The sequence below is a fragment of the Nostoc sp. DedVER02 genome (assembly GCF_034530675.2).
GTDB lineage: Bacteria > Cyanobacteriota > Cyanobacteriia > Cyanobacteriales > Nostocaceae > Nostoc.
The window spans coordinates 1-25604 of sequence record NZ_JAVRCP020000063.1; the positions used below are offsets into that span (position 1 = coordinate 1).

The 25604-nt window shown below is 42.7% G+C and carries 24 protein-coding genes and 1 pseudogene; 13 read left to right on the plus strand and 12 right to left on the minus strand.

Annotated features, from left to right (window positions below; genetic code table 11):
* Positions 1–164: 164 nt before the first annotated feature.
* Positions 165–639 (minus strand): annotated as a pseudogene (locus RMZ41_RS30870) (transposase); the annotation flags it as partial.
* 896 nt (positions 640–1535) lie between these two features.
* Here RMZ41_RS30870 and RMZ41_RS30875 point away from each other — a divergent pair.
* From RMZ41_RS30875 to RMZ41_RS30890, 4 genes are all read left to right on the plus strand, one after another.
* Entirely contained in the window at positions 1536–2105 is a 570-nt protein-coding gene (locus RMZ41_RS30875; RefSeq protein ID WP_322640416.1) for a helix-turn-helix domain-containing protein, read from the plus strand.
* Positions 2106–2156: 51 nt separating this feature from the next.
* A complete protein-coding gene (locus RMZ41_RS30880) occupies positions 2157–5225 on the plus strand; it encodes a peptidase domain-containing ABC transporter (RefSeq protein ID WP_322640361.1) in 3069 nt (1022 codons plus the stop codon).
* A gap of 110 nt (positions 5226–5335) precedes the next feature.
* Positions 5336–6865, plus strand: coding sequence for an HlyD family efflux transporter periplasmic adaptor subunit (locus RMZ41_RS30885; RefSeq protein WP_322640362.1), 1530 nt, complete (start codon positions 5336–5338; stop codon positions 6863–6865).
* Positions 6866–6969: 104 nt separating this feature from the next.
* A complete protein-coding gene (locus RMZ41_RS30890; RefSeq protein WP_322640363.1) occupies positions 6970–7734 on the plus strand; it encodes a peptidylprolyl isomerase in 765 nt (254 codons plus the stop codon).
* Here RMZ41_RS30890 and RMZ41_RS30895 read toward each other — a convergent pair.
* The 11 genes from RMZ41_RS30895 to RMZ41_RS30945 form a co-directional block, all read right to left on the minus strand.
* Positions 7716–8645, minus strand: a complete 930-nt coding sequence (locus RMZ41_RS30895) for an MsnO8 family LLM class oxidoreductase (RefSeq protein WP_322640364.1) — start codon at positions 8643–8645, stop codon at positions 7716–7718. The two genes, RMZ41_RS30890 and RMZ41_RS30895, sit on opposite strands and share 19 nt — an antisense overlap.
* A 63-nt stretch (positions 8646–8708) precedes the next feature.
* Complete coding sequence (locus RMZ41_RS30900) at positions 8709–9728, minus strand: ThiF family adenylyltransferase (protein ID WP_322640365.1); 1020 nt, start codon at positions 9726–9728, stop codon at positions 8709–8711.
* 18 nt (positions 9729–9746) lie between these two features.
* A complete protein-coding gene (locus RMZ41_RS30905) occupies positions 9747–10790 on the minus strand; it encodes a T3SS effector HopA1 family protein (RefSeq protein ID WP_322640366.1) in 1044 nt (347 codons plus the stop codon).
* A gap of 17 nt (positions 10791–10807) precedes the next feature.
* Complete coding sequence (locus RMZ41_RS30910) at positions 10808–11761, minus strand: aminoglycoside phosphotransferase family protein (protein WP_322640367.1); 954 nt, start codon at positions 11759–11761, stop codon at positions 10808–10810.
* Positions 11762–11888: 127 nt separating this feature from the next.
* Positions 11889–12077, minus strand: coding sequence for a hypothetical protein (locus RMZ41_RS30915; RefSeq protein ID WP_322640368.1), 189 nt, complete (start codon positions 12075–12077; stop codon positions 11889–11891).
* Between the two features lie 67 nt (positions 12078–12144).
* Positions 12145–12333 (minus strand): hypothetical protein, encoded by a 189-nt coding sequence (locus RMZ41_RS30920; protein ID WP_322734484.1) that lies wholly within the window; start codon positions 12331–12333, stop codon positions 12145–12147.
* 67 nt (positions 12334–12400) lie between these two features.
* Positions 12401–12589 (minus strand): hypothetical protein, encoded by a 189-nt coding sequence (locus tag RMZ41_RS30925; RefSeq protein ID WP_322640368.1) that lies wholly within the window; start codon positions 12587–12589, stop codon positions 12401–12403.
* A gap of 425 nt (positions 12590–13014) precedes the next feature.
* Entirely contained in the window at positions 13015–14130 is a 1116-nt protein-coding gene (locus tag RMZ41_RS30930; RefSeq protein WP_322640369.1) for a T3SS effector HopA1 family protein, read from the minus strand.
* Between the two features lie 19 nt (positions 14131–14149).
* Positions 14150–15310 (minus strand): phosphotransferase, encoded by a 1161-nt coding sequence (locus RMZ41_RS30935; protein ID WP_322640370.1) that lies wholly within the window; start codon positions 15308–15310, stop codon positions 14150–14152.
* Complete coding sequence (locus RMZ41_RS30940) at positions 15310–15918, minus strand: helix-turn-helix domain-containing protein (protein ID WP_322640371.1); 609 nt, start codon at positions 15916–15918, stop codon at positions 15310–15312. Before RMZ41_RS30940 ends, RMZ41_RS30935 begins: the two co-directional genes overlap by 1 nt.
* A 158-nt stretch (positions 15919–16076) precedes the next feature.
* Positions 16077–16349: a hypothetical protein gene (locus RMZ41_RS30945; RefSeq protein WP_322640372.1), complete on the minus strand. Its 273-nt coding sequence runs from the start codon at positions 16347–16349 to the stop codon at positions 16077–16079.
* Positions 16350–16448: 99 nt separating this feature from the next.
* On the opposite strand from RMZ41_RS30945, the gene RMZ41_RS30950 reads away from it, so the two are divergent.
* The 9 genes from RMZ41_RS30950 to RMZ41_RS30990 all read left to right on the plus strand — a co-directional run bounded on the left by RMZ41_RS30950 (position 16449) and on the right by RMZ41_RS30990 (position 25252).
* Positions 16449–18467, plus strand: coding sequence for a pentapeptide repeat-containing protein (locus RMZ41_RS30950; protein WP_322640373.1), 2019 nt, complete (start codon positions 16449–16451; stop codon positions 18465–18467).
* Between the two features lie 37 nt (positions 18468–18504).
* The gene (locus RMZ41_RS30955; protein WP_409876268.1) at positions 18505–19614 is read left to right on the plus strand and encodes a pentapeptide repeat-containing protein; all 1110 of its coding nucleotides are present in this window, start codon (positions 18505–18507) and stop codon (positions 19612–19614) included.
* Positions 19615–19632: 18 nt separating this feature from the next.
* Positions 19633–20652 (plus strand): toll/interleukin-1 receptor domain-containing protein, encoded by a 1020-nt coding sequence (locus RMZ41_RS30960; protein WP_322640375.1) that lies wholly within the window; start codon positions 19633–19635, stop codon positions 20650–20652.
* 216 nt (positions 20653–20868) lie between these two features.
* Positions 20869–21210 (plus strand): hypothetical protein, encoded by a 342-nt coding sequence (locus RMZ41_RS30965; RefSeq protein WP_322640376.1) that lies wholly within the window; start codon positions 20869–20871, stop codon positions 21208–21210.
* A gap of 506 nt (positions 21211–21716) precedes the next feature.
* Entirely contained in the window at positions 21717–21926 is a 210-nt protein-coding gene (locus RMZ41_RS30970; protein ID WP_409876270.1) for a transposase, read from the plus strand.
* Positions 21927–22516: 590 nt separating this feature from the next.
* A complete protein-coding gene (locus RMZ41_RS30975; RefSeq protein WP_322640377.1) occupies positions 22517–23218 on the plus strand; it encodes a dienelactone hydrolase family protein in 702 nt (233 codons plus the stop codon).
* A 116-nt stretch (positions 23219–23334) separates the two neighbouring features.
* On the plus strand, positions 23335–23625 hold the full coding sequence (locus tag RMZ41_RS30980; RefSeq protein WP_322640378.1) for a putative quinol monooxygenase: 291 nt from the start codon (positions 23335–23337) through the stop codon (positions 23623–23625).
* A 45-nt stretch (positions 23626–23670) separates the two neighbouring features.
* Positions 23671–24345: a type 1 glutamine amidotransferase domain-containing protein gene (locus RMZ41_RS30985; RefSeq protein ID WP_322640379.1), complete on the plus strand. Its 675-nt coding sequence runs from the start codon at positions 23671–23673 to the stop codon at positions 24343–24345.
* Positions 24346–24427: 82 nt separating this feature from the next.
* Positions 24428–25252 (plus strand): alpha/beta hydrolase, encoded by an 825-nt coding sequence (locus tag RMZ41_RS30990; protein WP_322640380.1) that lies wholly within the window; start codon positions 24428–24430, stop codon positions 25250–25252.
* The last annotated feature ends 352 nt before the right edge of the window (positions 25253–25604 follow it).

Here is a 25604-nt window from a genome sequence, read left to right on the forward strand (position 1 = left end):
CTAAGTGAGGGCTTGGGGAAAGGGAAAAGGGTAAGGGATTTAAACCCTTTCCCCCTTCGCCCTTACCCTTTTCCCCGCCAAGTTCCCTTGGCGTACTACTAGCTCAATACCGTTGCCAATTTACGAGGCTTTAAAGCCTGTAGAAACGGCATGAATACGTCCGTCTGAATTATTACTAATTCAGATGTTAATATCACTTCTTCTTGATTTTTGTTCTTGCTGTCTTTCGGTCGTCCTCGCCCCCGTTTTTCTTGGGATTTTGCTTTTTTGACTGGGGACGTACTATTTGTTTGATTATCACTCTTAATTATCTGTTCTATCGCAATCGGAAATGATTGCTTTCCTTCAACACTAACTAATGATAAAGCAAAGAAGGATAGACCATTAATTGGTTTGCTTGCTAGCCTAGAAAAGAATCTTATCTAACCCATAAGTTAGTTTACCCGATTTACTAACTACAACTTCATCTCCTGCAAGCAAATACACCTCATTCGCACGGAACAAATGCTTGCGGAAAAATAGCCAAAACAACGTCGCCCAAGGAATTACTGTATGAAAGAACCTCAACATCGTCCGATAACTACCACCAACGCCTGCCCAACGAGAAATTCCTAACATCGTCACTCGGCCACTCATTAGTATAGTTAACAGTAACTTTACTCTCTAAGTCAAGTATGGAAACTATTATAGTTTTAAATTAATATGATAACTTCAGCTTTATATTGGATTTTCGCTAAAATTTTGGCATGCTAGGTACTAAAAAACCGTTTTTTTCTGCCAAATTCATTTTTATGACAAGTTTATAGAGCCTTAAACCCTACACCAATATAGATTTATTAATATAATTACTTCTTTTGATAGATGCATTATTTATTATTAATAATAAGTTAACCTTAACTTATTATTAATAATATAAAGTTTTGTTAAAAATCAATTTAAAAAAGAAAAATTTTGACAATTTGTATCAAAATATCATCAGAGAAAAAAGTAGTCTAGGATACAAATAGAGGAAATGGAGGAAATTCTAATTTTTCATTGGAATCTTGTTTAGAGAACTAGTGATTTACAGCAATATCTAGATTAGAAAGGGGCTATATTTAGCTATTTCTAGTTTTCCAGCCATACAAAATGGCTCAAATTTTCTTGGGAATCAAACTTAACCTAAGTAAATATTATGAAGGTTAAACTATTAACTCGTTTACCAAATTCCATAGTTCAAAGCCATCAAAAGGTTTCTATGAGTTTTCCAGTTTTTATCAACATTTCATAGCCAGCGATTTTTTGATCTAACAAATGTTCATTAACGCGGCTTGGATAGGAAATTAAAATCTCAGGATACCCAGGGAGAACTCCCTGATACTGCCAAATCACTAGGGAAACTCCCAGAGTTAGTTGCTTATGACGTAACTAATTAATTAGACTATCTTTTGCTAATTAACTCGATAGATATGAAACCTTATGATTTGGGATTTCAGTAACAGTTGCTGCGAATAGACTCGCGCATATTTTACAGTTGAAAGCAATAGGTAATGATGATGACATATCCTTCCAGTCAAAAACAAGCTTTTGAAAGCTATGACTTTAGTAAGAGTAAGTTCTTAACACCCTTTCAACGGAAGGTTTTGCTGAAGAATTTACATTTGAATTTGCTACCAGAATATCGTCGGAGGCTGCAAATTATGTTGTTGGCAGATCAGGGCAAATCTCAAACCCAAATCTGTCAAATGTTAGGTTGTTCTCAGGAGATGGCACGCTACTGGAGTGCTGTAGCACAAGCAGGTCTGGCGCATACATGGCAGGAGCGAGGGATAGGCAGACCTAAAACTGTAAACGACCAATATATCGAACGGTTGAAGGAATTAGTCAGCCATAGCCCTGGTGAGTATGGTTATGCATTTGGGTGTTGGACAGCCCAATGGTTGAGCAAACATCTAGCCACTGAATTTGGCATTGAAATTAGCGATCGCCACATCAATCGATTGCTGAAACAAATGGGGCTTTCCACAAAACAAAAACGCTCTTTTGCTAAAGGAGCAACAAACCATACCAAGAATACTCGCATTACGATCTGCGACTTGCAATCCAATGAGGCTAGTTACCATTAGTCATTCAATTTGATTTAGACCAAGAAATAATTGTGTGTTGGAGGTGAGGGAATGCCAACAGTCTTTTCCCAGGAACAGGTAGGTCAACAAATTACTACTACCTTGGGTGATTCGCTTTCATCAAATGAACTGGCAAACTGTGTCAAAGCGATAGAAATCGTCGAGCCACCAGTAGCAAAGCAGTTTTGGCAAGCAGAAACCGCAAATGGTGGTATATATATCATCCTTGCGGGTAAAGTCAGACTAATGGATGGCTCTAATAACTTAATCACCACCCTAACAAGCGGGGCATCATTTGGCGAAATGACTCTGTTTGCAGAAGATGTCTTTCAACCTTACACCGCTAGAGCTTCTACAAACTTAAAGCTTTGTTATCTCAAGGATGAAGCTTTGCAACCTTTGATGGGCAAATATGCCAGTATTCGCGATCGCCTATACCGCAAAGCAGAACTTTGGGATTTGCTGCTGTTGTGTTGCCGCGAGAATCAACTTCCTCGCAACACTTCTGTTGAGGAAATGCTCCGAGCCTTATCTTATTTCTCGCGGCACAATCTGGATACTGGTACTGTGAGTGCAACATTATCCAAAGATTGCAAACTGTGGCTGCTGCGCCGGGGAGAACTGCAACATTCATCCGGTCAGTCCTTGACACCTGCGAATATCTGCGCTGTTGGAAAAGGTATTTGGCAGGCAGTGCAACCAACAATTCTGTACAGTCTCAGCAATGCTGATTGGCAAACAGCACTCCAGCACTGGCCCGAGTTGGCATTGGTTGACTCTGACTCAATTACCGCCTCGGATGACGAACAGATGCCTCATAGCACATCTTTCCCAGAAGGATTGAAGAATGAGAGTAATGTTATTCCATTTCCGCAGCCAGTTTCAGAGCCAAAACAAAAGCAAAAGAAACGAGGAGCCTACTTTCCCAGTCCCAAGGTGACGGTGGGGCATTGGTGGGGAAGGATCGCCAAGCGCTATCCGTTCTTTGCACAACAAAGCTCCTCTGACTGTGGTGCAGCAACTCTTGTGATGATAAGTCGCTATTGGGGCAAGCACTTGTCGGTAAATCGCCTGCGGGATTTAACTAACACGAGTCGGGGCGGAGCATCACTAAAAGGTCTAGCTGCTGCCGCAGAAACCATCGGTTTTTCTACTCGTCCAGTAAAAGCCAGCCTTGACAAATTGGCACAACAACCCCTGCCTGCGATCGCTCACTGGGAAGGCAGACATTACATTGTCGTCTATGAAATTACCAAAAAGCATGTCATTGTAGGCGATCCAGCGCTTGGTCAACTCACCCTCACAAATAGAGAATTCAATGCAGGTTGGACTGGGTATGCATTGTTATTGCAACCCACAGCCCTACTCAAAGAAAGCCAGGAAGCAACTCAACCATTCTGGCAGTTTTTTGAGTTGGTCAAACCCCACTGGGTAGTGCTGCTAGAAGTGTTCATCGCCTCTGTGTTTATTCAGGTGTTTGGACTGGTGACACCACTATTCACCCAACTGCTGTTGGATCGAGTGATTGTCCAAGGCAGCACCCTCTCTTTAAACGCCGTCGGGTTAGGGTTGCTAATTTTTGGTTTGTTCCGCGTCGCCACGAACGGACTGCGGCAATATATGCTGGATCACACTGCGAATCGCATCGGAGTAGCGCTGATGGTAGGTTTTATTAAACATACCTTCCGGCTGCCACTGGCGTTTTTTGAGTCGCGTTACGTTGGCGATATTGTTTCTCGCGTCCAAGAAAATCAGAAAATTCAGCGCTTCCTCACCGGAGAAGCATTGTCAATCATTCTCGATTTGCTGACAGTGTTTATCTACGTGGGATTGATGTTGTGGTACAGCTGGCAAATGGCATTGCTGGTGCTGGTGATTGTACCGCTATTTTTTCTACTGGCGCTGATGACAACGCCTTTCTTGCGTCGCATCGCCAGAGAGATTTTTAGTGCCGCAGCCAACGAGAACAGTTATCTGATTGAAGCCCTCACAGGGATTCGCTCTGTCCGCTCAATGGCAGTTGAGCAGACAGTGCGCTGGCATTGGGAAGAAAAGCTCCATCGTTTGATTAAAAAAAGCTTTGGTGGGCAGGTGATTGCTAACCGCCTGCAAATTTTCAGTTCCTCTATCGAATCGGTTGCCACTACAGCATTGCTGTGGTTTGGGGCATGGCTGGTGATTCAAAACCAACTCACCATTGGACAATTAGTTGCTTTCAATATGTTGTTGGGCAACATCATTCATCCTTTCCAACGGCTGGCAGTGCTGTGGAATCAAGTGCAGGAAGTGATTGTTTCTAGTGAGCGGATTAATGATGTCCTAGAGGCAGAGCCAGAAGAAGACTTACAACATCAATCCCGCCAGTACTTACCCAGACTTCAAGGGAGAATTCGCTTTGATAATGTCACTTTCCGCTATCACCCAGAAAGCGATATTAACGTGCTGGAAAATCTCAGTTTTGAGGTACTGCCAGAGCAAACTGTAGCGGTGGTGGGACGTAGCGGTTCTGGGAAAACTACCCTTTCCAAGTTGATTTTGGGTTTATATCCGCCGACAGATGGCAATGTGTTGATTGACGGTCAAGATGTGACTAGCATTCAGTTGCGATCGCTCCGTTCTCAAATTGGTGTTGTGGATCAAGATACCTTTTTGTTTGGCGGTACGATTCGGGAAAACTTAAGCATCGCTCATCCAGAAGCGTCTCTAGAAGAGATTATTGAGGCAGCGCGTTTGGCAGGAGCAGACGAATTTATTAAGCAATTGCCAATGGGTTATGAAACCCAAATCGGTGAAGGTGGCGGGATGTTATCTGGGGGACAACGCCAGAGGTTAGCGATCGCCCGTGCTTTGCTTGGGAATCCCCGCTTATTAATTTTTGATGAAGCAACCAGTCACCTCGACGCTGAATCCGAACGGATCATTCAAAACAACCTCAACACCATTCTCAAAGGGCGGACAACCTTAATAATCGCCCATCGCCTTTCCACCGTGCGTAATGCAGACTTGATCCTGGTTTTAGATCGCGGCGGCGTATTGGTCGAAAGCGGTACTCACAAGCAATTAATCGCCAAAAAAGGTCATTACTACTACCTCAACCAGCAACAGTTGGCTCAAACTTAGTAAAAGTTATGAGTTATGAGTTATGAACTCTCAGTTTTTCAACTTCTTACTTCTAATTCCTAACAGACGCGATTAATCGCGTCTCTACAACTCCTCACTCCTAAAAAACTATGCCAAACCCATCTCGTAATTCATCATCCCTAGTCAATGCGCCTGACTCGGTTGAAGATTCTAATGAGGTTAAAGAGCGATCGCCAGCACAAACTCAAACCAGCGATTGGTTTTACGGCACCGAGGAACTACTGGATGCCTTACCTCGGCGTTGGACGCGTTCAATGCTGTATTTGATCGTAGGCTTTAGTGCGATCGCCTTACCTTGGGCGATGCTCTCTCAGGTGGATGAAACAGGCAGCGCCAGAGGACGTATTGAACCATTAGGCGCAACGCAAAGAATAGACTCTCCAGCGTCAGGAAACGTCATCAGTGTGAGAGTAAGAGAAGGCGAAACCGTTAAAGCAGGGCAAACTCTGCTCGAACTGGAATCTAATTTACTGCGAACGGATTTGCAGCAAGCGCAGGCAAAGCTTTCTGGGCAATTAAATCAGCAGGCACAACTCCAACTGCTCAAAAATCAATTGCAGCTGACTATCCGTACCCAGCAGCAACAAAACCAAGCGCAACAATCAGAAAAACTGGCGCAAGTGCAGCAGGCGCAACAGAACCTTGATACTCTCAAGAGTGCCTACAACTTACAAAAAGAAGAAAAACTCGCTAAAGTCAATCAGGCACGGCAAGCGGTTGATTCAAGCAAGGCAGCCCACGAGTTAGCACAAGTTCGTTTCCAGGGTGCCAAGGAAAAAATACCACGATATCAAAAAGTTTATCAACAAGGTGCAATTGCACAAGATCGGTTTTTAGAAGTGGAACAGTCGGTCAAAGAAAACTACCAAAACCTAGTACAAGCAAAGTCGGAGATAGCTCAGGCTAAGTCGGGCTTGCAAGAGCAACAAAACAGTTATCAGAGGGCTATTAATCAAGCAGAGGCGGATATTCAGCAAGCGCAACTCCGCTTGCAAGAGCAGCAACGTAACCAAGATAGCCTGATTCATACAGGCGAACTGGCTGTGCTGAAAACGGCCGAACAGCTAAAAGACCTGCAATCACAAATCGCAGCGCTGCAATCAGAGATTGCTCAAATCAAAAGCCAGATCGCATCCTTAAATTTTCAGTTAGAGCAACGAGTAGTGCGATCGCCTATTGATGGCACAATTTTTGCGTTGCCCATCGACAAGCCAGGGTCTGTAGTACAACCCGGTCAGATGATTGCTCAAATTTCCCCCAAGGAATCTCCTTTTGTACTAAAAGCTGAGATGCCTAGCCAACAGAGTGGCTTTTTGAAGGTGGGAGCGAGGGTCAAAATCAAGTTTGATGCCTATCCCTTCCAAGATTATGGAGTAATGCTTGGGCGCGTCAGTCATATTTCACCAGACTCGAAAGTTAAAGAAACTAACTCTGGCAAGATAGAAACTTTTGACTTGGATATTGCCCTACAGCAGCCGTATATCCAAAATGGCAACAAACGTATCCTAATAACGCCAGGTCAGACAGCGACTGCTGAGGTGATTATTCGGCAGCGTCGTGTGAGTGACTTAATCTTAGATCCGTTTAAGAAGTTGCAAAAAGGCGGTTTAGAGCTTTAGTAGAGACGTTGTATGCAACGTCTGTAGATTAGTCCTTAGTTAATTACAAAATAAAGGGCACTGAACAAATAACAAAATCCATTGATTATGGGAGGAATTGCAATATGTCAAAATCGATCAATGTATCCAACGAAGACATCCTTTATCAAATCAAAATTTCCGCTCAATTTCCTGGTTTAGTAGAAGCGATCGCCTGTCGCAAAATTATTACCGATACTGCCGAGAAAGTAGGCATTCAACTCGAACTAGAAGAACTTCAGCAGGCAGCAGATAACTTGCGGTTAACCAATAAACTCCTCAAAGCTGAAGATACCTGGGCATGGCTGGAAAAACATCATCTTTCCCTAGATGAGTTTGAAGCATTGGCATACACAAACCAGCTCTCTAACAAATTAGCGACACATCTATTTGCAGAGCAAGTTGAACCGTTCTTTTATAAACACCAACTCGATTATGCCGGAGCGGTCACTTATGAAGTAATTTTGGATGATGAAGACTTGGCTCTGGAACTGTTTTGTGCCTTAAAAGAAGACGAAATTAGTTTTCAAGAAGTCGCCCGCCAATACATTGAAGAACCAGAAATCCGCCGCGCCGGGGGATATCGCGGGATACAACGCCGCCAAGATTTCCGACCGGAGATTGCAGCAGCGGTGTTTGCCGCCACTCCACCACAGATCCTCAAGCCGATAATTACGCCAAAAGGAGTGCATATAATTTTGGTTGAGGAAATTATTGAAGCCAAATTAAACGAGCAGCTGCGTGTTCAGATTTTGGCAGATTTGTTTGGAGTTTGGTTAAAGCAACAAATTGCGGAATTAGAAATCGTGACGCAGCTTAATTGCGATCGCACTCAAGTGGCACTTCCATAGGAGTTGTTAGAAGCGTGTACTGCCAACTCTTTGGTTTGGGCAGACACACTTGTTAATTTAAGTTCAGCAGCAAGCAATTCGTAAGAACGTAAGCGGTCATTAAATTCTCGGCAGACATCAAAAAAGATGATTTCGTTAACCTCATAACGCTCTTGCAACGCCAGCAACTTCTCTTTACACTGATTGGCAGTACCTACTATATTGAGCATAACAAAATTGTTGGCGTGCTGTTGTTGTAATTCGTATGCCCGAGCTTCAGTGTCCGCGCAAATGCCTGCCACAGCTATGTTACATCGCGGGGTTAGGACTTTCTCACCGTAGGGTTGGAAAGTTTCTCGGTATTCTTTGAGGATACTGGGGTCATCAAGACATCCTCGATGAAAGAGCGAATGGCTGTAGGCAAGACCTTTGTGTGCAGCTACGTGCATACTATTGAACCCGGTACCGAGAACCCAAACCTCCGGGTAGTTCGAGATAGCAGGTGTTGTCCGCACCTGTGAATTTCCCTGCAAGTAATCTATCAGATACTCTATTTTCTCTTTGTAAAGGTCGAGATCCAGTTCCCTAGTTCTGCCGTCGAGAAGAGCTTGAGTTGTCAATGCATCTGCGCCACCACGACCAATTCCTAAGTCAATGCGCTGGGGAAATAATAATTCGAGCAACTTAAAATTATCGGCTACCTTTAAGGGACTATAGAAGGAAAGAAGAACTCCAGCCATTCCCACGCGAATCCTCTTAGTTAGTCCCGCAAGAATAGGAATTAACAGTTCTGGGCTGGCAAGACCATCACCATGATGCTCTGCTAGCCAATAGCGGGAATATCCAAAAGCTTCAATCCGGGGAGCAAGTCTAATTGTCGTAGTGATTGAATCGCAGAAATCGAGAACGCCAAGACTAAGTTTTTCGCTCATAAATTAAGTAACGATGTAGTAGTAGTCCGAATTGTTTTTGTCACAGACCTGGTAAATCAACTCCTACCACTCAGAAACCGTGACCATCTTCGCCTGGTCAGCATTGTATTGTAAGGTCGTGTTCAGAGAGAGCGGCTTTTTAATACCAGCAAGCAGATCGATCGCATCCGCTATCATTAAGGTTGCGATCATTGTATTGAGGTATGAAATCGACGAAGATATGACTGTTGGAGAATTTTCATATTGCTGCTTTTCTATCTGTTGATTATGCTGAATAAATTTTTCCATGTGGCTCTTCTCAGTCAAGAGTGGGCCTACTAAGCCATCATAAACTCTCACTCCTGAGAACGTACACGCTACATTTTCCTGTAGGCAATACTGTACGACCAATGACTGAATAGTAATTGGTGGGGTATCAGCACAACATACAATGAAATCCGGCTTTTTTAAGCCCTCTAAAGCTTGGTATAAACTTTCTACAGAATTAATTTTTAGTTTACGAGTATGAATTTTTATCTCTGAGTCTCTCGCTAAAATGTAGTTACGCAGTGCTTCAACCTTCGGTGTATTGAGGTCAGCTTGGCTAAAACAAAACTGGCGATTAAAGTTTGTTATGTTCACAAGATCGTCGTCAATCAATATAAAGTTTTTAACGCCAGCAGCTACTAAATGTTGAACTGCGATATTTCCGGTTCCACCGCAACCGATGATACATACTAACTGTTTTAAAAGCCTCTCTTGTGCAGTATTGGGGTCTTCAACGAAATCTGAGAAAAACTCTACCTGCTTCTCAAACCGCGTCTCCTTAAAGTCATTTTCATACAAAGGTCGTACTACACCCTTTGAATCCAGAAGTGAAATAAGTTTCTCCAACCTATCCCCCGGCAGTAAAGTGGCTAATTTGTCAAGTTGTGTTCCTGCGACCATTTGCTTCAAAGCTTGCACTACCTGTTCAGGTATATTCGATAATATGAAATGTCGCAGACCATTGCTCAGTATGGTTTTTTGTTCCTCAGATATGAATGATAAAGATGTGCTATGTTTTAAAACAATTCCTGTTTGGAATTTATTCAATATATTCATATAGTTAGCAAATTTATATTATAAGGAGTCGAATGGTGTGTAAATATCTTCAGAGTTAGGATCGAGGTAGGGATATTTTAAGTCTATTCCTTGAAGCTCAAACTGTTGAAATATATGTGTCATCCTAGCTTCTTTTGATTCATCACCCTTGAGCCTCGCTTCCATTAAGCCATTGGCAATCAGTTGGCAACGGATGCTACCAAAATCTTCTTTAGATTTAGGCATTTCTGCTAAAGCCAGCCCCGGTGCAAGTACCTTAGTAAACAAGGGAACCTGCGGCTGAAAGTGCGATTTGTTTTCTGCGTAAGCAGTCTGTAAAACTGACCGAACTAATTCGTAGCTATCTACAGGAACTCGGAGAATTCCTGAATCATAGCGTCCAAAATGCAAAGGGTTATCTAAAACATAGAAGCCGAAAGGTACTTTAAATTTGTTCAGTTGCGACGTTAAACTTTCCATAACAGCAACTGCACCTTCAGGGCTGAAGTTGAAGAATATTATAACTTTAGAGTATTCTTTTTTGCTATTACCAATTACATCTCCAACTGCCACATAGCATCGAAGTTGAAATAAATTATGGGGCATGGTTACTACAACCAAGTCCCCTACAGCTGCTTCTCGATCTACTAATTGGAGATGGCGGTTTGGCTGGATATGTATCCTTGTACCCATGCCTTGCTTTTCTACTAAAAGACTACCATCTTGTTCTTGTTTTAACACGCGATATCCCGACTCAAAGAAACCTTTCCCTTTATTATTTTTAGCTAGTCGTTCGCAAAATTCCCAATCTATTCCTGCAACAATTTTATCGCCTAAGACAGAGAAATTAGCCATCACTGCTTCACTTGCTTCTCCCACAAATGAACCGTTGTAGTAAATGTCATATATAAATTCTCGCAGCATTGAACTCAGGATCTTAGCCTGAGTTTCTTGAGGTAATTGTTGCAACTGGGCTACTACATCGGCTGAATGCTCTACTTTGTAATTAGGATGACTAACACAAAAGTCAGATTTAATTTGAACCTGAGTAGCAATGTCTTCAAGGGACTGTAGTAGTTGCATAAAAGTTACTCTTGAAACTATTTAATAGAGGATGGCTCTAAATTAGTTAAATTAGTTATTTCTGATTCTGCCATCCCAAATACAGCGTTAAATGATTGTTCTGGACGACACAATAAGCTCTTAGCAACTTGAAGTATGCAAAGACCCCTATCATTAAAGTTTTTTTGCCACTGACTTATTTCTACAATTTCATACAGCAATCCAAGACCGACAAACTGAATAACTCGCGCCATAAAGTTAGGATAGTAATCTAGAATGGGAAAACTACTGAGATACGCCTGGGTAAGAGCTACAATTGAGGGGTGAAGTACCTCTAAAGGTATTGTTGCCATTTGCAGAGATTTTTGCAGTTCAATAACCGGATGCACAATTAAACTGTTAAGCCATATTAGTAAATAGTTAGAAATCACCGTTCCCAGATCAAACGCTGGATCGCCCCAACTCCAGTTTTCCCAGTTAATCAACTTAATAATGCCTTGATTTGACTGTTCTGTTTTATAAATTAGTTTCTCCCAATCCCTGGATATTAAAATGTTATTTAACTTGAGTGTATTATATGTCAGGCAGCAGTGATGCTGATTGAGAGTAAGCTCCGCTACTGCTGATGTAAAACTTTCATGGCGATGATAATTTTTGAAAAAAATAATGCTCTCATGAGTAAAATGACTGAAATCTTCTGGCTCAATTTTGTTTAAGAGTTGAGCAGAATAATTAGGATTTTGATAGCCTAATTTCTCAGGATATGTTTTAGCAATGAATTCGTATAATTCATGATGATTCAGGCTATCACGATGCAGCCTTGCTAAAGTAGTCCCCAATTGGGCAGCAATGTCAGAGGGAAAAGCTTTCTCTTGCCTGTAAAAATTATCTAGCTTTATATATTCTAGTGAAATTGTTTTTATTTCTTCTGGGCAAATACAATTATTAAGAAAGTACTGATAGATATTTTTATAGTTTAGTATGGTTTTCATGAGTGTATACTCTTTAGATCGAGTCTAAGCGAAAAGTGAGAGTAAAGATAAAAATTATAAATCTTACTCCCACTTTAGATAAAAGCTCTATTGCGATTAACAAGCAAGTGAGCATTAGATACAATCTTTAGGTTCGGCTGCAAGTGTTGCCAATAATGATTACACTGCAAGCTACGCTGCCACCTACACAAACGATGCTACCACCTTGAATATTAGCAATATCCTCAGAACCGATTTCAGTAATGAAACTTTCCGGATCGTTGAAAAACAATTCAGTTCCTGCGGGTTTTAAATCTTTAACAGTAATATCAGCCATTTGTGTTCTCCTGGAAATCAATGTTTTTTAGTATTAAGACAAACGCTTTTGTTTGATTGCTCAATCTTTAGGTTCGGCTGCAAGTGTTGCCAATAACGATCACACTGCAAAGTACGCTGCCACCTACACAAACGATGCTACCACCTTGGATATTAGCAATATCCTCAGAACCGATTTCAGTAATGAAACTTTCCGGATCGTTAAAAAACAATTCAGTTCCTGCGGGTTTTAAATCTTTAACAGTAATATCAGCCATTTGTGTTCTCCTGGAAATCAATGTTTTTTAGTATTAAGACAAACGCTTCTGTTTGATTGCTCAATCTTTAGGTTCGGCTGCAAGTATTGCCAATAATAATTACACTGCAAGCTACGCTGCCACCCACACAAACGATGCTGCCACCTTGGATATTAGCAATATCCTCAGAACCGATTTCAGTAATAAAACTTTCCGGATCGTTGAAAAACAATTCAGTTCCTGCGGGTTTTAAATCTTTAACAGTAATATCAGCCATTTGTGTTCTCCTGGAAATCAATGTTTTTTAGTATTAAGACAAACGCATCCGTTTGATTGCTTAATTACATACTAAAAAGCTTCTTGATAAAGTTCAAGCATTTTTGACTGACTTTTCGGACATAATATCTATATTTATTGTTGAAATTCCAGTTAGTAGTAGCTTGATTAAGCCATAAGCTACCTGGTTAGATATTCCTGATAACGAGGATTATTTGTGAAAAATATTTTCCCAGTTAGATGCATTTAATAAATATCTGAACCGAAAGTAAGAGAAAAAATTAAATTAGTCATAAATGTATCTACTGATAGTAAGAGAAATAACTAAAGCAATTATTTCTCTTAATAATCCTCACTGAACTAAAAAAGTAGGGGCACGATATATCGTGCCCCTACAAACGACCTATTTTAGAGATTTGGAAGTATCTAATCACATAGCTTGATTGGTGCATAGATGTCTTTAGAGTTGGCATTGAGGTAAGCACGCTGCCAGTCAATTCCCAGTCGGGAGAATTGCTCAAAAATAGAGGTCAACCTCCCCTCTGGTGAGTCATCCCCTTTATCGCAAGCTTCCAGCAATCCATTAGCGACAATCTGACACCGATTCATCCCAAAGCTTTCTCGTTCAGTAAACTTATGGTCTGGTTCTTCTGCTAACCCCAACCCTGGTGCAAGCAGCTTGGTGAATAGGGGAACTTCTGGCCGAAAATGCGATCGCAATTGGTAAACTGTCTCAATCACAGAGGCGATCGCTTCATAATCGCTCTTGTCAAAGTACAAAACTCCTGAATCGTAGCGGTTGTAATCAGCTGGGTTGTACAAAACCTTGAAGTTGAAAGGAATAGCCATTTCGTTCAGATGCTGCGTGAGATCACTCATAACCGCAACTGCACCTTCGGAAGTCAAATTGAAGTAGATTCGCACAGTCTGCTGATGACCCTCTAAATTGAGACGAATTGGCCCTGCATTGCCCACCGCCACATAAAAACCGCTTTGGAGCAGATTTTTCGGCATACGGATAGCCACCTCTTCACCCACCACAACAGTAGCTTGTGCTGATTGCAGATGGCGATCGCGCTCAATATGCAACCGAAGACCATTCTTAGTCACGGCTACGCTGCCGTCACTTTCTTCCCAGAGAACATCCCAACAAGAGTCAAAGTACCCAGTGCCGCTATTACTTTCGTGCAAGCGATTGTAAAAACCCAAGTCTACTCCCAAAAAAGTATTGTTCTCTAGGTCTAGTGGCAGAGGATTGGAATCTGTTAGTTTTGCGTGGGTAGTTCGCATACCACCGTTGTAATAGATGCCGTAGAGAAAAGAGCGCAGTTGCAGGCTCACATATTTGCGCTGAATCTCTACAGGGATTTGCCCAAAGCGGACGATCGCCTCTGCTGGCAGTTCAAAGGGTTTGTAATCTGGATGGCGAATGCTGAAGTTAGACTCGATCTGAACCTTGCTTGCAATTTCTTGCAGAGCATCCAGCACTCGCTTAGTTGCTACATCTGGCTGTTGAATTAGAGAATCTAGTAATTGTGTCATGGTTTTGCGACTAAATATCTTAAGCAGCAGTACAGCTCAAACGTCCAGATTCAGCAGCAGCAGTGCCAAAAGTCGTTGACATGGATTGTTCTGGACGGCATAACAATGTCTTAGCTACCTGAAGCATGATTATTGCGATATTGCCGAAGGTTTTCTGAAACTGAATCATCGCCAAAATCTGTTGAATCAATACAAGACCGGCAAATTGCACCACACGCCGCAAGAAATCAGGGCGCTGTTGTAAGATTTCTGGGAAGGTGTCGAAATAAGCTAGGGTCAGAACAGCGATCGAAGGCTGAAGTACCTCAAGGGGAGTCGCCGCTAGGCGCAGAGATTCTTCAATACTGAGTGCATTGCTGATGACCAAGCTATTTAACCAAATTTCCAGATAGCTGGCGATAAGTGTTCCCAAATCAAAAGCTGGGTCTCCCCAATTGCAGCGCTCCCAGTCAATGAAGCGCACAATGCTGTCACTCGATTGTTCCCAATTGGTGTGCAAAAGAATATTGTTCAACTTCAAGTCATGGTGCGTCAGGCAACAGGGAGCGAAAGCGCTGCCCAGTTCTTTTATAGCCAGCCCTAAACTGTCGTACCGCTGATAGAGCGAAAAGAATTTTAGCGCATCTACAGGCACTCCTCCAAAAATTTCCGGTCCAATCCGTTCCAGCCCCCGAATCAAGTTAGGCACATGACCAGTGAGGACATCCTTTTGATTTTGATCGAGAAATTCCTGATAGTTCTGACGATTGAGGGTGGCACGATGGATAGTAGCTAAAACAGTGCCAATTGCAGAGGCGATCTGGCTTGGGAAGTTCTTTTCCTGAGCGTAGAAATCAGTCAAATCTTGATAGTCATCCAGATACCTGAAGACAATAATCGAATTCTCTGGGTCAAAATTGAGCACTATCGGCAGCAATGGGCGAAGGCGATCCAGTTCTGGAAATTGGTTTAAGAACTCTTGAACTCGCCATTCTCCCAAAAACTCACCAAATGTTTTCCCATCCTGATACTGCCGCTCTTGCTTGACAAGGAGTTTAGAACCATCTGGTAAACTCACTCTCAAGTTAAAATTCTTGGCAGCTACTAACTCAATGTGAAGCTGGGTTTCTTGTTCGGTGGTACAAAGACCCTGCCTAAATAAATAATTGCCAACGTTTTGGGAGCTTAACAGTAGTGTCATTATACTTCTAAATCGCTATAGTTACTGGTGTTGATGTTGAGAGAACATGAGAGATTAGGCTCAGAGGAAGATTGCAGGTCGCCAATTGTGATGCGGGTGGTTTCTTTGGACATTACTTTCTCTACGCTCTCGGTTCCTCGAGTCGAAAGCCCCATCTTTTTCAGCAAAAGGCTAATGTTGCGATCGCTGACTGAAATCCCTAACTCTTTATCTAAGTGCTTGCTTAACCATTGCGCTGTCCAGCGCCCAAATGGATATCCATAATCACGAGGACTACGGGTTACCAGTTCTTTTAAACGCTCCAAATATTCCTCATTGGCTACTTTAGGACGACCAATTGCAGACTCCTGCCATTGGTGCGCCATCCCACTACGTACTACGTGCATCCAATGCCGTGCTGTTGCTGGACAACACCCCAAGGTTTGACATATTTCGGTTTGAGATTTACCCTGGTCTGCTAGCAACATAATTTCAATGCGCTGGCGATAAGACTCAGATAAATCGTTTTGCAAACTTTTTTGCAACATTTTGCGCTGAAACGCTGTTAAAAATTTACCTATTGGGTTGTCCTCGCCTTTGATATCAGCTTTTGCTCGGTTATGAGACATATATACAAAATAAAACAAAACTGCTTGATACAAAACTTTGTAACAAGTTAAAGTTTTTCATTAATTTACTATCTTGGGGTTTGAGATTAATGCAATTTAAATCTGCTTTGCTATGTTTTTACTTCTATCTGATGAAGTAATTTGCAATAAAGCTCCATTCAGTTTTCCCTTCTTACAGGTCGCATATTTGACCTTTTCGATTGCTCTTTCCAATAATCCCAAGCCACCACTACTTCTTCTCCCAGATTCTCTACAACTTCTCTTCTTTCGAGATACAAAGTACGATATGGATCGGCGTGGGCAACTATAGAGCCGATACCAATGGTGTCTGGTTGAGAGGATGCTTTCTGGAGTGCGGTAATTAAATCAGTCTCTTGGGTGGTCAATTCCCCCCAGTAGTCTTGTTTGATTACCTCATACTCTTGCGCCACCGTTACTTACTCACCATAAGCGGAATATTGCGCTACAGTCCGTAAAAGCCGATACTCAAGTTGTATTAAGCATAAACCCTCGCTTTTACCAGTCCAGCTATGCCTCAAGACTTCTCTTGTCAAAATCTCAGAGGTCGTTCTTTCAAAGGTCAAGACTTGGCTGGAGCAAACTTTAGTAGTGCAGATATTCGCTCTTGCGATTTTACTGAGGCTAATTTAACAGGAGCTAATTTTCAGAAAGCGAAAGCTGGACTTAAAAGCTACGGAATATTTGTTTTCTTACTATTATTGTTACTTATAGCAGGGCTATCAGGGTTCACAGCAGGTATTGCTATTACTTTTGCCACATATTTTTTCCTATCTTTTAAACCGCGTATATTTGTTGTTTTTGTAGCTTCATTCTTCTTTATTTGCTTTGTGCGTACAGTTTTAAATGTTACTTGTGGGCCTATAGCTGTAAATGTACAATTAGTCGCAGCCGTCGCCATTGTTTTAGCTGTGGTAGCTGTCGGCGCACCAGCAGCAGCAGTAGATGAACCAGAGGCTAAGATTGGGGCTATTGTTGTGTCTGGGGTGATGTCCATGCTTTTCGTTTTGGCAGTGGCTCTGAATTCATCTGTAACAGGTAATGAAGCATTCTCTACGACATTAATTGGAGATGGACTACTAAGAAAATTGGTTAGAGGTGGAGCATGGTTTGGAGGGGTCGTTGGAGGACTGGTTGGGGCAGCTTTGGGTTCTTATGTTGGTCAATTGGCTTTAAATGGAGATAAACGTTTTCGCTGGATCTGGAAGATTACTATTGCTTTTGCCACCAGAGAAGGCACAAATTTTCAGGGTGCTGACTTAACCAAGGCTAATTTTACACAAGCGGTACTTAAAAGCAGTGATTTTAGAAATGCGATTCTTACTCATACCTGTTGGTATCAAGCGAAAAAACTTGATTGTATACGTCCGGGAACAACTTATTTAAGCAATATACAACTACAGCAATGGTTGATAGATAGAGAGGGGCAATACAAGAACTTTACTCGTCAAGACCTGCGAGGAGTGAATTTAGAAAGAGTTAACTTAGCCGATGCCAATTTCACTGGTGCAGATTTAAGCCAAGCCAATTTCCAAAATGCAGATTTATCCCGAGTTAAGCTCATACAAACCCAATTAGACGCAACCGACTTTACAGGCGCGACTCTTACGGGTGCATTTATTGAAGATTGGGGCATTACTCATGATACCAAGTTTGATAGTGTGGAATGTGAATATGTTTATATGCGCTTGCCGACAAAAGAGAACCCTGACCCACTACGCAAACCAGATAACCACAAGGAAGTATTTGCTCCGGGAGAGTTTGGAGATTTCATCAAGCCTATTTTCGATACGCTCGACCTGTACCATAATCAAGGTGTTGATCCTCGCGCGATCGCAATTTCCTTCAAGCAGTTAGCTGAGAATCATCCAGAAGCTAACTTACGAATCGTAGGAATGGAAGTACGAGGCGAAGATAAATTTTTGCTTCGTGCCAAAACCGCAGCTATGACTGATAAATCGGAACTGAGTGCAGAATATTTTGAAATTTATAATCAACTTAAAACATTAGCACAACAGGAATTACAAGCACTCATCTCAGAAAAAGACAGCAGAATTCGTAGCTTAGAGACTATGGTGGTTACGGCACTGCAAAGCCCTAAATTTTACGCTCAAACTTACAGTAATCAAGGAGATACTATGTCACAAAGTCCTAAAAAAGAATCTCACTTCAACTTACAAGGCGCTCAATTCGCTGGTGGTCTAGTCAACGCAGACACAGTAACCGCAAATCAAATCGGCGGCAACATTACCAACTACAACTCAGAACAAAAGCAAAACCTCGCCCAAGCCGCAGCAGAAATTCAGCAGCTTCTCAATCAGTTAGGGCAGAGTTACCCTACTAACACTCCACTAGAAAAACAGATAGCGGTGACAGAAGCACTCAAACAAATCGATAGTAATCCCACTTTGAAAGCGCGGGTAATTGGTGCATTGAAAGCTGGTGGAACAGAAGCATTGAAGGAATTAGTTGATCATCCTCTTGTAAATATACTTTTGGCAACTTTAGAAGGGTGGCAGGATGTTGAGTAGTTCAGTTGCTACAGAGGAAGCAGGGGAGTAACTGGTGATGGCGAATGAGGAGCATTTGGCAATACTGACCAAAGGGGTAGAGGTTTGGAATGAGTGGAGGAAGAAAAATTCAAATGTAATTCCTGACCTTAGCGAAGCTAACTTTAGCAAGTATAACTTCAGTAAAATTGACCTTTCTAAAGCTATCCTTGTTAAAACCGATTTTAGTGACACTAACCTGTTTAATGCTAACCTTTTTATCGCTAACGTTAAAGATGCTAACTTTAAAAATTCTAACCTTGTTAGAGCTGACCTTAGAGATACTAAGCTTGGTGAAGCAAACCTTAGTTACGCTACTTTAGCTGGAGCTATACTTAGACGAGCTTTTCTCTCTGGAGCCAATCTTAGCAGGCATAAACTTATTAGATCTGACCTAACCAACGCAGACTTAAGTGATGCAGACCTTAGTAATGCTGATCTGCGTGGAGCATGTTTGAGTAGGACTCAAGCATTAGGAACAAATTTAACGGGAGTTAAACTTACAGGCGCGTGTTTGGAAGATTGGCATATTAACAAAGCTACAAAACTAGATAATATTGATTGTCAGTATATTTACTTGAGTATTGATAAACAAGAACGCTGCCCCTATAGCGGAAACTTTTCTTTGGGAGAGTTTACCAACTTATTCCAAAAAACTTTAGAAACGATTAACTTTATTTTCCGCAACCGTATTGACTGGGATGCTTTCGCCTACTCATTCAAAAAGTTAGAAGTTGAAAACCAAGGCGCACAATTGGATGTCCAAAGCATAGAGAAGAAAGGCGATGGCATTCTTGTAGTTCGAGTGACTGTTGCTCCTGATGCAGATAAAGCAAAAATCCACAATCAGTTCATGCAGGGGTATGAATTTGCGGCTAAAGCATTAGAAGTACAGTACCAAGCAAGACTTGAAGATAAAGATTTACTGATTGCCAGACAAGAATCACAAATTAACCGTCTGTTTGACATAGTAGAACAACAGGGATCAGTTCAAAAAGCACTGGCAGAAAATCCGAGGAAAGTTTCTAACTACAATATACAGAATCCGCAGTTTGCAAGTGGCATAGTAGATGCCAACACTGTTGATGCAGACCAAATAGGTGGTAACATACATAACACAGATGCTTAAACCTGCCCAAATTAACCCATGCCCGACTCACAAGACCCAAAGCAAGTCAACAACGACTTACGCAATTCCCAGTTTGGCGGCGGGTTGATTAACGCTGGCACAGTAAATGCCAGGCAAATTGGCGGCGATATCTACAACATTCACTTTGGGCAGCAGACTGTGGCATCAGGTAATTCAGTCCAATCACAAAATCAAAGAGAGCGATCGCAACAAGAAAAAGACTCACTCGAAAAAGCTTACACCCTTCAAAGCCAGAAAGTTGCAAATCTACGAACAGCGTTAGTTATTGAAACCGATGTATCTCGCAAGTTTCAATATGAACAACAGCTTCAGTCAGAGGAACGCACACTGAAGGAACTTGTTGACAAGTTGGATGCAATTGAACAACAGTTGCAAGCTACTGATTCTCCTCACAACAAGCAGGTAGATAAACAAGAACAGTTACAGAAGCAGCTAGAACAAGAGAGAGAAAAACTCAAAAATGAGAAAGAAATCTTCATCTCCTATGCTTGGGGCGGAGATAGTGAAACCTATGTCAATCACTTAGATGAAGTTTTACAATCCAAAGGTATTGTCATCATTCGAGATAAACGAGACTTGGGTTACAAAGGACTAATCAAAGCTTTCATGGAAAAGATTGGACGCGGGAAATGTGTCATTGCTGTAATTAGTGATAAGTATTTAAAATCGCCAAACTGTATGTTTGAATTAGTGCAAATTGCTAAGAATGGTGCTTTTTATGACCGAATTTTTCCAATTATGTTACCAGATATCCAAATTTATAAACCGATTGAAAGAATTAAATATATTAAATATTGGGAAGAGCAAATTAGAGAATTAGACGAAGCGATGAAAGGTGTTTCTGCTGCTAATTTACAGGGCTTGAGAGAAGAAATAGATTTATACACCCAAATTCGTCATACCATTGCTGAACTCACCAACCTGCTCAAAGACATGAATACGCTAACTCCAGATATTCACAGTGAGTCAGATTTTGACGAATTATCAAAGGCGATCGCACAGCGTTTAGATGAGTAAGAATAAAATAGACAGTTGATGAGTTGAATGCCGAGATAGTTAATACAGATGAAATAGGTAGTAATGTTCATAACAACAATGACGCTTAAACCTGCCCAAACCAACCCATGCCCGATTCAGAAGACCCAAAGCAAGTCTCCAGTAGTGACTTACGCAATGCCCAGTTTGGCAGTGGGTTGATTAACGGTGGCACAGTAAACACTGGGAGAATTGGCGGTGATAACAACATTCACCTTAGACAGCATACGGCAGCATCAGGTAATTCAGTCCAATCACAGAATCAACGCCAGTGATCGCTACACATTGCCAGCTTACACTACAGCAAAGCAGGTTCTTGATGAAGCAGAAGTGGCTGGCACGTTAAAAGCACAAAAGTGGCTACATACAAAGTTCTCCCGCCATAAGCTCAAACAGTTGCAATCCTTGGCAGAAATGTATAAAAACCAATTGGCATATTCCCAAGAAGCCATGAAGGTTGAGGAAGATTTGCAGCGAACCAAGGCGTTACATGGGGAGGCGGTGATCCGTCATGCCTTCGGTTCTATTGAACAGAGTTAAACGAAAAAGGCGTTACCCTACTGCTGGAAAATCTCGGTTTTCCCGATTCGGTGAACTAGACTGGAATGATCGGTATGGTAATCCTAAAGAGTACAGAAAGCAAGTAGCAATCGCTCACCGAAAAACTCACAATTATTGTGTAGTCTGTCTGACTAAGAAAAGTGAAGAGATCCATCACGCTTATTATGGGAATGACGTTATTGGGGTATCAATATTTTCTGCGTGCTACCGTTGTCATAATGAGATTTGTCAAGAGTAGATACTCTCAATAAACCAAAATTACACGGTTGTCGGCTCAAAGCCAAAAAAGCTTAACGTTATATCAATATATATAGCCACCAATTACACGAAATGGCTCAATCGTGTAATACTACAACACTGGCTTGTTTATAATTTTTAACAAGACTGGCGTTAAGCGTAATCTTTGGGTGTTAAGGGCAAGTCTGGCATCCTTGAGTCGATGAGTACCCGCGCCCAGTTTCTCGCCAATCCTGAGCACAAGCAAGGTGGTTTTTTATTTCACCCCAAAGCACTGCTCTTGGCTCAATCAGGTTGAAATTTGGTTTAGTATTCTCACACGCAAACTCTTGTCTAGAGGCAGTTTTTCTTCTCAAGCGGATCTCAAACAGCAGATATTGAATTTTATTGACTACTTTAACCAAAAGTTAGCTCGTCCTTTGCAATGGACTTTTAAAGGGAAACTTTTGGCGGCATAACCCTACCTAAACTTACGCCGCAGTGTACTAGTAGTCTGCCAACCCAAAAATGCTAAGTGAGGGCTGGGGAAAGGGGAAAGGGGAAAGGGAAAAGGGGAAAGGATTTAAACCCTTTCCCCCTTCGCCTTTACCCTTTACCCCGCCAAGTTCCCTTGGCGTACTACTAGTTGCATAACATTGATTCGCTCACACCCATAGATATATAGAACTCAAGTTTCACATCATATATTAACGGGGCGATCTACTTGCTATTACCAACTTGGATATCAGGGGAAGTTCTCAAATCCTCTCAAGGAAAACGACCTAACGCCCTTGAAACACTTTGCAATGGAAATAGATATTTAGCGGGAGACATTTAAAGACATTGCCACAACCATTGTCACATTATTGCACTCAAGTGAGAACCGCTATATATCCTCAAGAAACCTGTGAAAATACAACCAAGGAGACAAAATCATGAATGCGATCGCAAATTACATCACTCAATTTCTCACATCACGGCTGCAACCTATTTCTGCCTAATCAACGCAAAGCTCGATCGCTGCCCAGACAACCATTGACACAATCAATCCACATCCCCAGACGAAACGATGACAACTCAAAATGTAACCATACCAGCCCTGTCTGGTGGTAGTTTTAGCGCTTATTTAGCAATACCCAGTACTCAGCCTAGTGCAGGGATTGTGTTGATTCAGGAAGTTCTCGGAATCAATGATAATATGCGCCGGACGGCTGATGATTATGCCAAAGAAGGCTATTTGGTAATCGTGCCAGACCTGTATTGGCGGTTAAAACCAGGTGTGGAACTCGATCCTGAGAGTAAGGAAGATTGGGCTAAAGCCTTTGAGTTTCTTGCCGCATTTGATTTAGATAATGGCGTAGAAGACCTGAAGGCAAGTCTATCTTTTCTACGGCAACATCTCAGCAGCACAGGCAAGGTCGGCAGTGTGGGCTTTTGTTTGGGTGGCAAACTGGCATACTTCATGGCAACCCGTAGCGATGCCGATGCCAACGTCAGTTACTACGGGGTTAATATTGACAAGAATTTAGCCGAAGCAACAAATATTCAGAAACCATTGATATTGCACATGGGTACAAATGACGAGTATGTTTCGCCAGATGCTCAAGCCACTATCCAGCAAGGACTAAAAGATAACCCCTTAATAACCATCTATCGCTATGAAGGCGTAAAACACGGGTTTAGTCGCATCAATAGTTCGGCGTATCGCAAAGAAGCCGCAGAACTAGCGCACGATCGCACGTTGGCATTTCTGAAACAACATTTGGGGTAGTTGGTCAGAATGACGCGGTGAGGGCAAGACGCAAAGACGCAAAGAAATGAAAGGCATTGCAGTCCCCGTGTCCCCTACTCATTAACACATTTGTCTTGCATGGGAGTCGTAAGCACATGGAACAGATCCTGATTGTGAAATGGAAAATTAAGGAATCAGAAACATCTCGCATCCTGAAATTGCTACCGGAACTGGCAGAGAAGACTAGATCGGAGGAAGGCAACACTTCCTACACGATTTATCAGTCCCAAAGCGATCGAAGCGAACTTATTCTTTGCGAACACTACACCGATGTCGCTGCCGCAGAAGCGCACAGGCGATCGAAACACTATCAAAGCATCGTTGCAGAAGCAATCATTCCCCATCTTGAAAGCCGCGAAGTGATAGCGGTGAAGCAGCTTGTTTAAAGCTCTGTTCTGAACCAAACCAAATAACCATATTAAGGAGAAACTATGTCGAAGAAGATCCTCATTATCGTGTCGAACACATTCATTATTGGTCCACACAACCGCAGGACAGGAAATTTTCTGCCTGAGGTCGCCCATCCTTTTGCTGAATTCAGTCGAGCAAACTACCAGGTTGATTTTGCAAGTCTTACTGGCGATACGCCGTTTCTGGATGCACTCCATCTTGCTGACGACCCTGACAACCTGGCTTTCCTGGTCGGAAAAGGGTGGGCTGTGATGCAGAAAGCGAAGAAGCTCTCAGATGTAGATGTCAGCGAATACGATGCCATCTTTATGCCTGGCGGTTTGGCACCGATGGTGGATATGCCCGATCATCCACTACTCAAACAGGTTGTGAAAGAAACCTACGAGCGGGGTGCTCCTGTTGGGGCTGTTTGTCACGGTCCAGCCTCATTACTAAACGTCAAGCTAAGTGACGGCACTCTCCTGCTCAACGGGAAGAATATCACTTCATTTACGAACGAAGAGGAAGAAAACTACGCGAAAGAGGATGTGCCTTTCGAGTTGGAAACGGCGCTCACAAAACAAGGTGCAATCTTCCACAAGACAGGTCCCTGGGAAGCATTCAGCATTGGCGATGGACATCTTTTCACCGGGCAGAACCCCGCTTCTGCTAAAGGTGCAGCACAGAAGATGATCGCGCTCTTGGAGACTGCTTGACGATGCCGCATCAAGTAAGTTTCTCACATCACGGTTGTAATCCATTCCTATCCAACACAACAAACTCAAAGGAAATCACACCATGACTACGTTCAGCCTCAAGAGAGGCATTCGCCTGTTTTTGATTGTCATCCTCTTTTTAGGAACCATTGCACTGACCTCTCTCGGAGCCATCATGACTACTGCAAACGCACAAGCCAATAAGCCCACGATCGTGTTCGTTCACGGCGCATTCGCCGAGTCTTCCAGTTGGAACGGTGTCTTGCCCAAACTGATTGCAAAAGGTTATCCAACTGTTGCTGTGGCAAATCCCCTACGGAGTGTGAAGAATGATGCAGACTATGTTGCTAGTGCCCTCAAAGGTATCAAAGGTTCGATCGTGCTGGTTGGACATTCCTACGGAGGCACAGTAATCACCAACGCAGCCAATGGTAACAAAAACGTAAAAGCACTGGTCTACGTTGCTGGCTATGCTCCTGAAGCGGGCGAGACTACCGCCGAACTTTCGGGACGTTATCCAGGCAGCACGCTTGGACCAGCCCTCGCGCCGCCAGTTACATTGCCTGATGGCGGCAAAGATCTTTATATTCAACAGGATAAGTTCCGCGCCCCGTTTGCTGCGGATGTGCCCACTAACAACACGCAACTGATGGCTAGCACTCAGCGTCCGGTTACAGAAGCCGCGCTGAACGAAGCTTCCAGTGCTGCACCTGCATGGAAATCGATCCCATCCTGGTTCATTTATGGCGATCGTGACTTGATCATTCCACCCGCGTTGCATGCTTCCCTGGCGAAGCGGGCTAACTCAAAGGAAACTGTTGTTGTCAAAGGCGCGTCCCATGTCGTGATGGTTTCCCATCCAGATGCCGTTGCTACTCTGATCAAGAAAGCGGCAGAAGCGAGCTAGTGGTACGCCAAGGGAACTTGGCGAAGTAAAGGAGAAGGGGGAAGGTGGGGCCCCCTCTGGGGATAAGGGCTACCGTGTACACACAAGTCCTTTAGAGTTGTTGCGTAACGTAAGATAAGTTCATTTTTGCAAGGCAATGCAACAAAGGTGCAGGGCAATGCAACAAAGGTGCAGGGCGATGCATCAAAGGTACAGGTCAAGAGACTTGTGTGTATACCGTAGCCATGTCAGTAGACCGAAAAGTTTTGCGATCGCTACGCCCGCCGACAGATACGTAGTAGTACGCCAAGGGAACTTGGCGGGGTAAAGGGTAAGGGCGAAGGGGGAAAGGGTTTAAATCCCTTACCCTTTT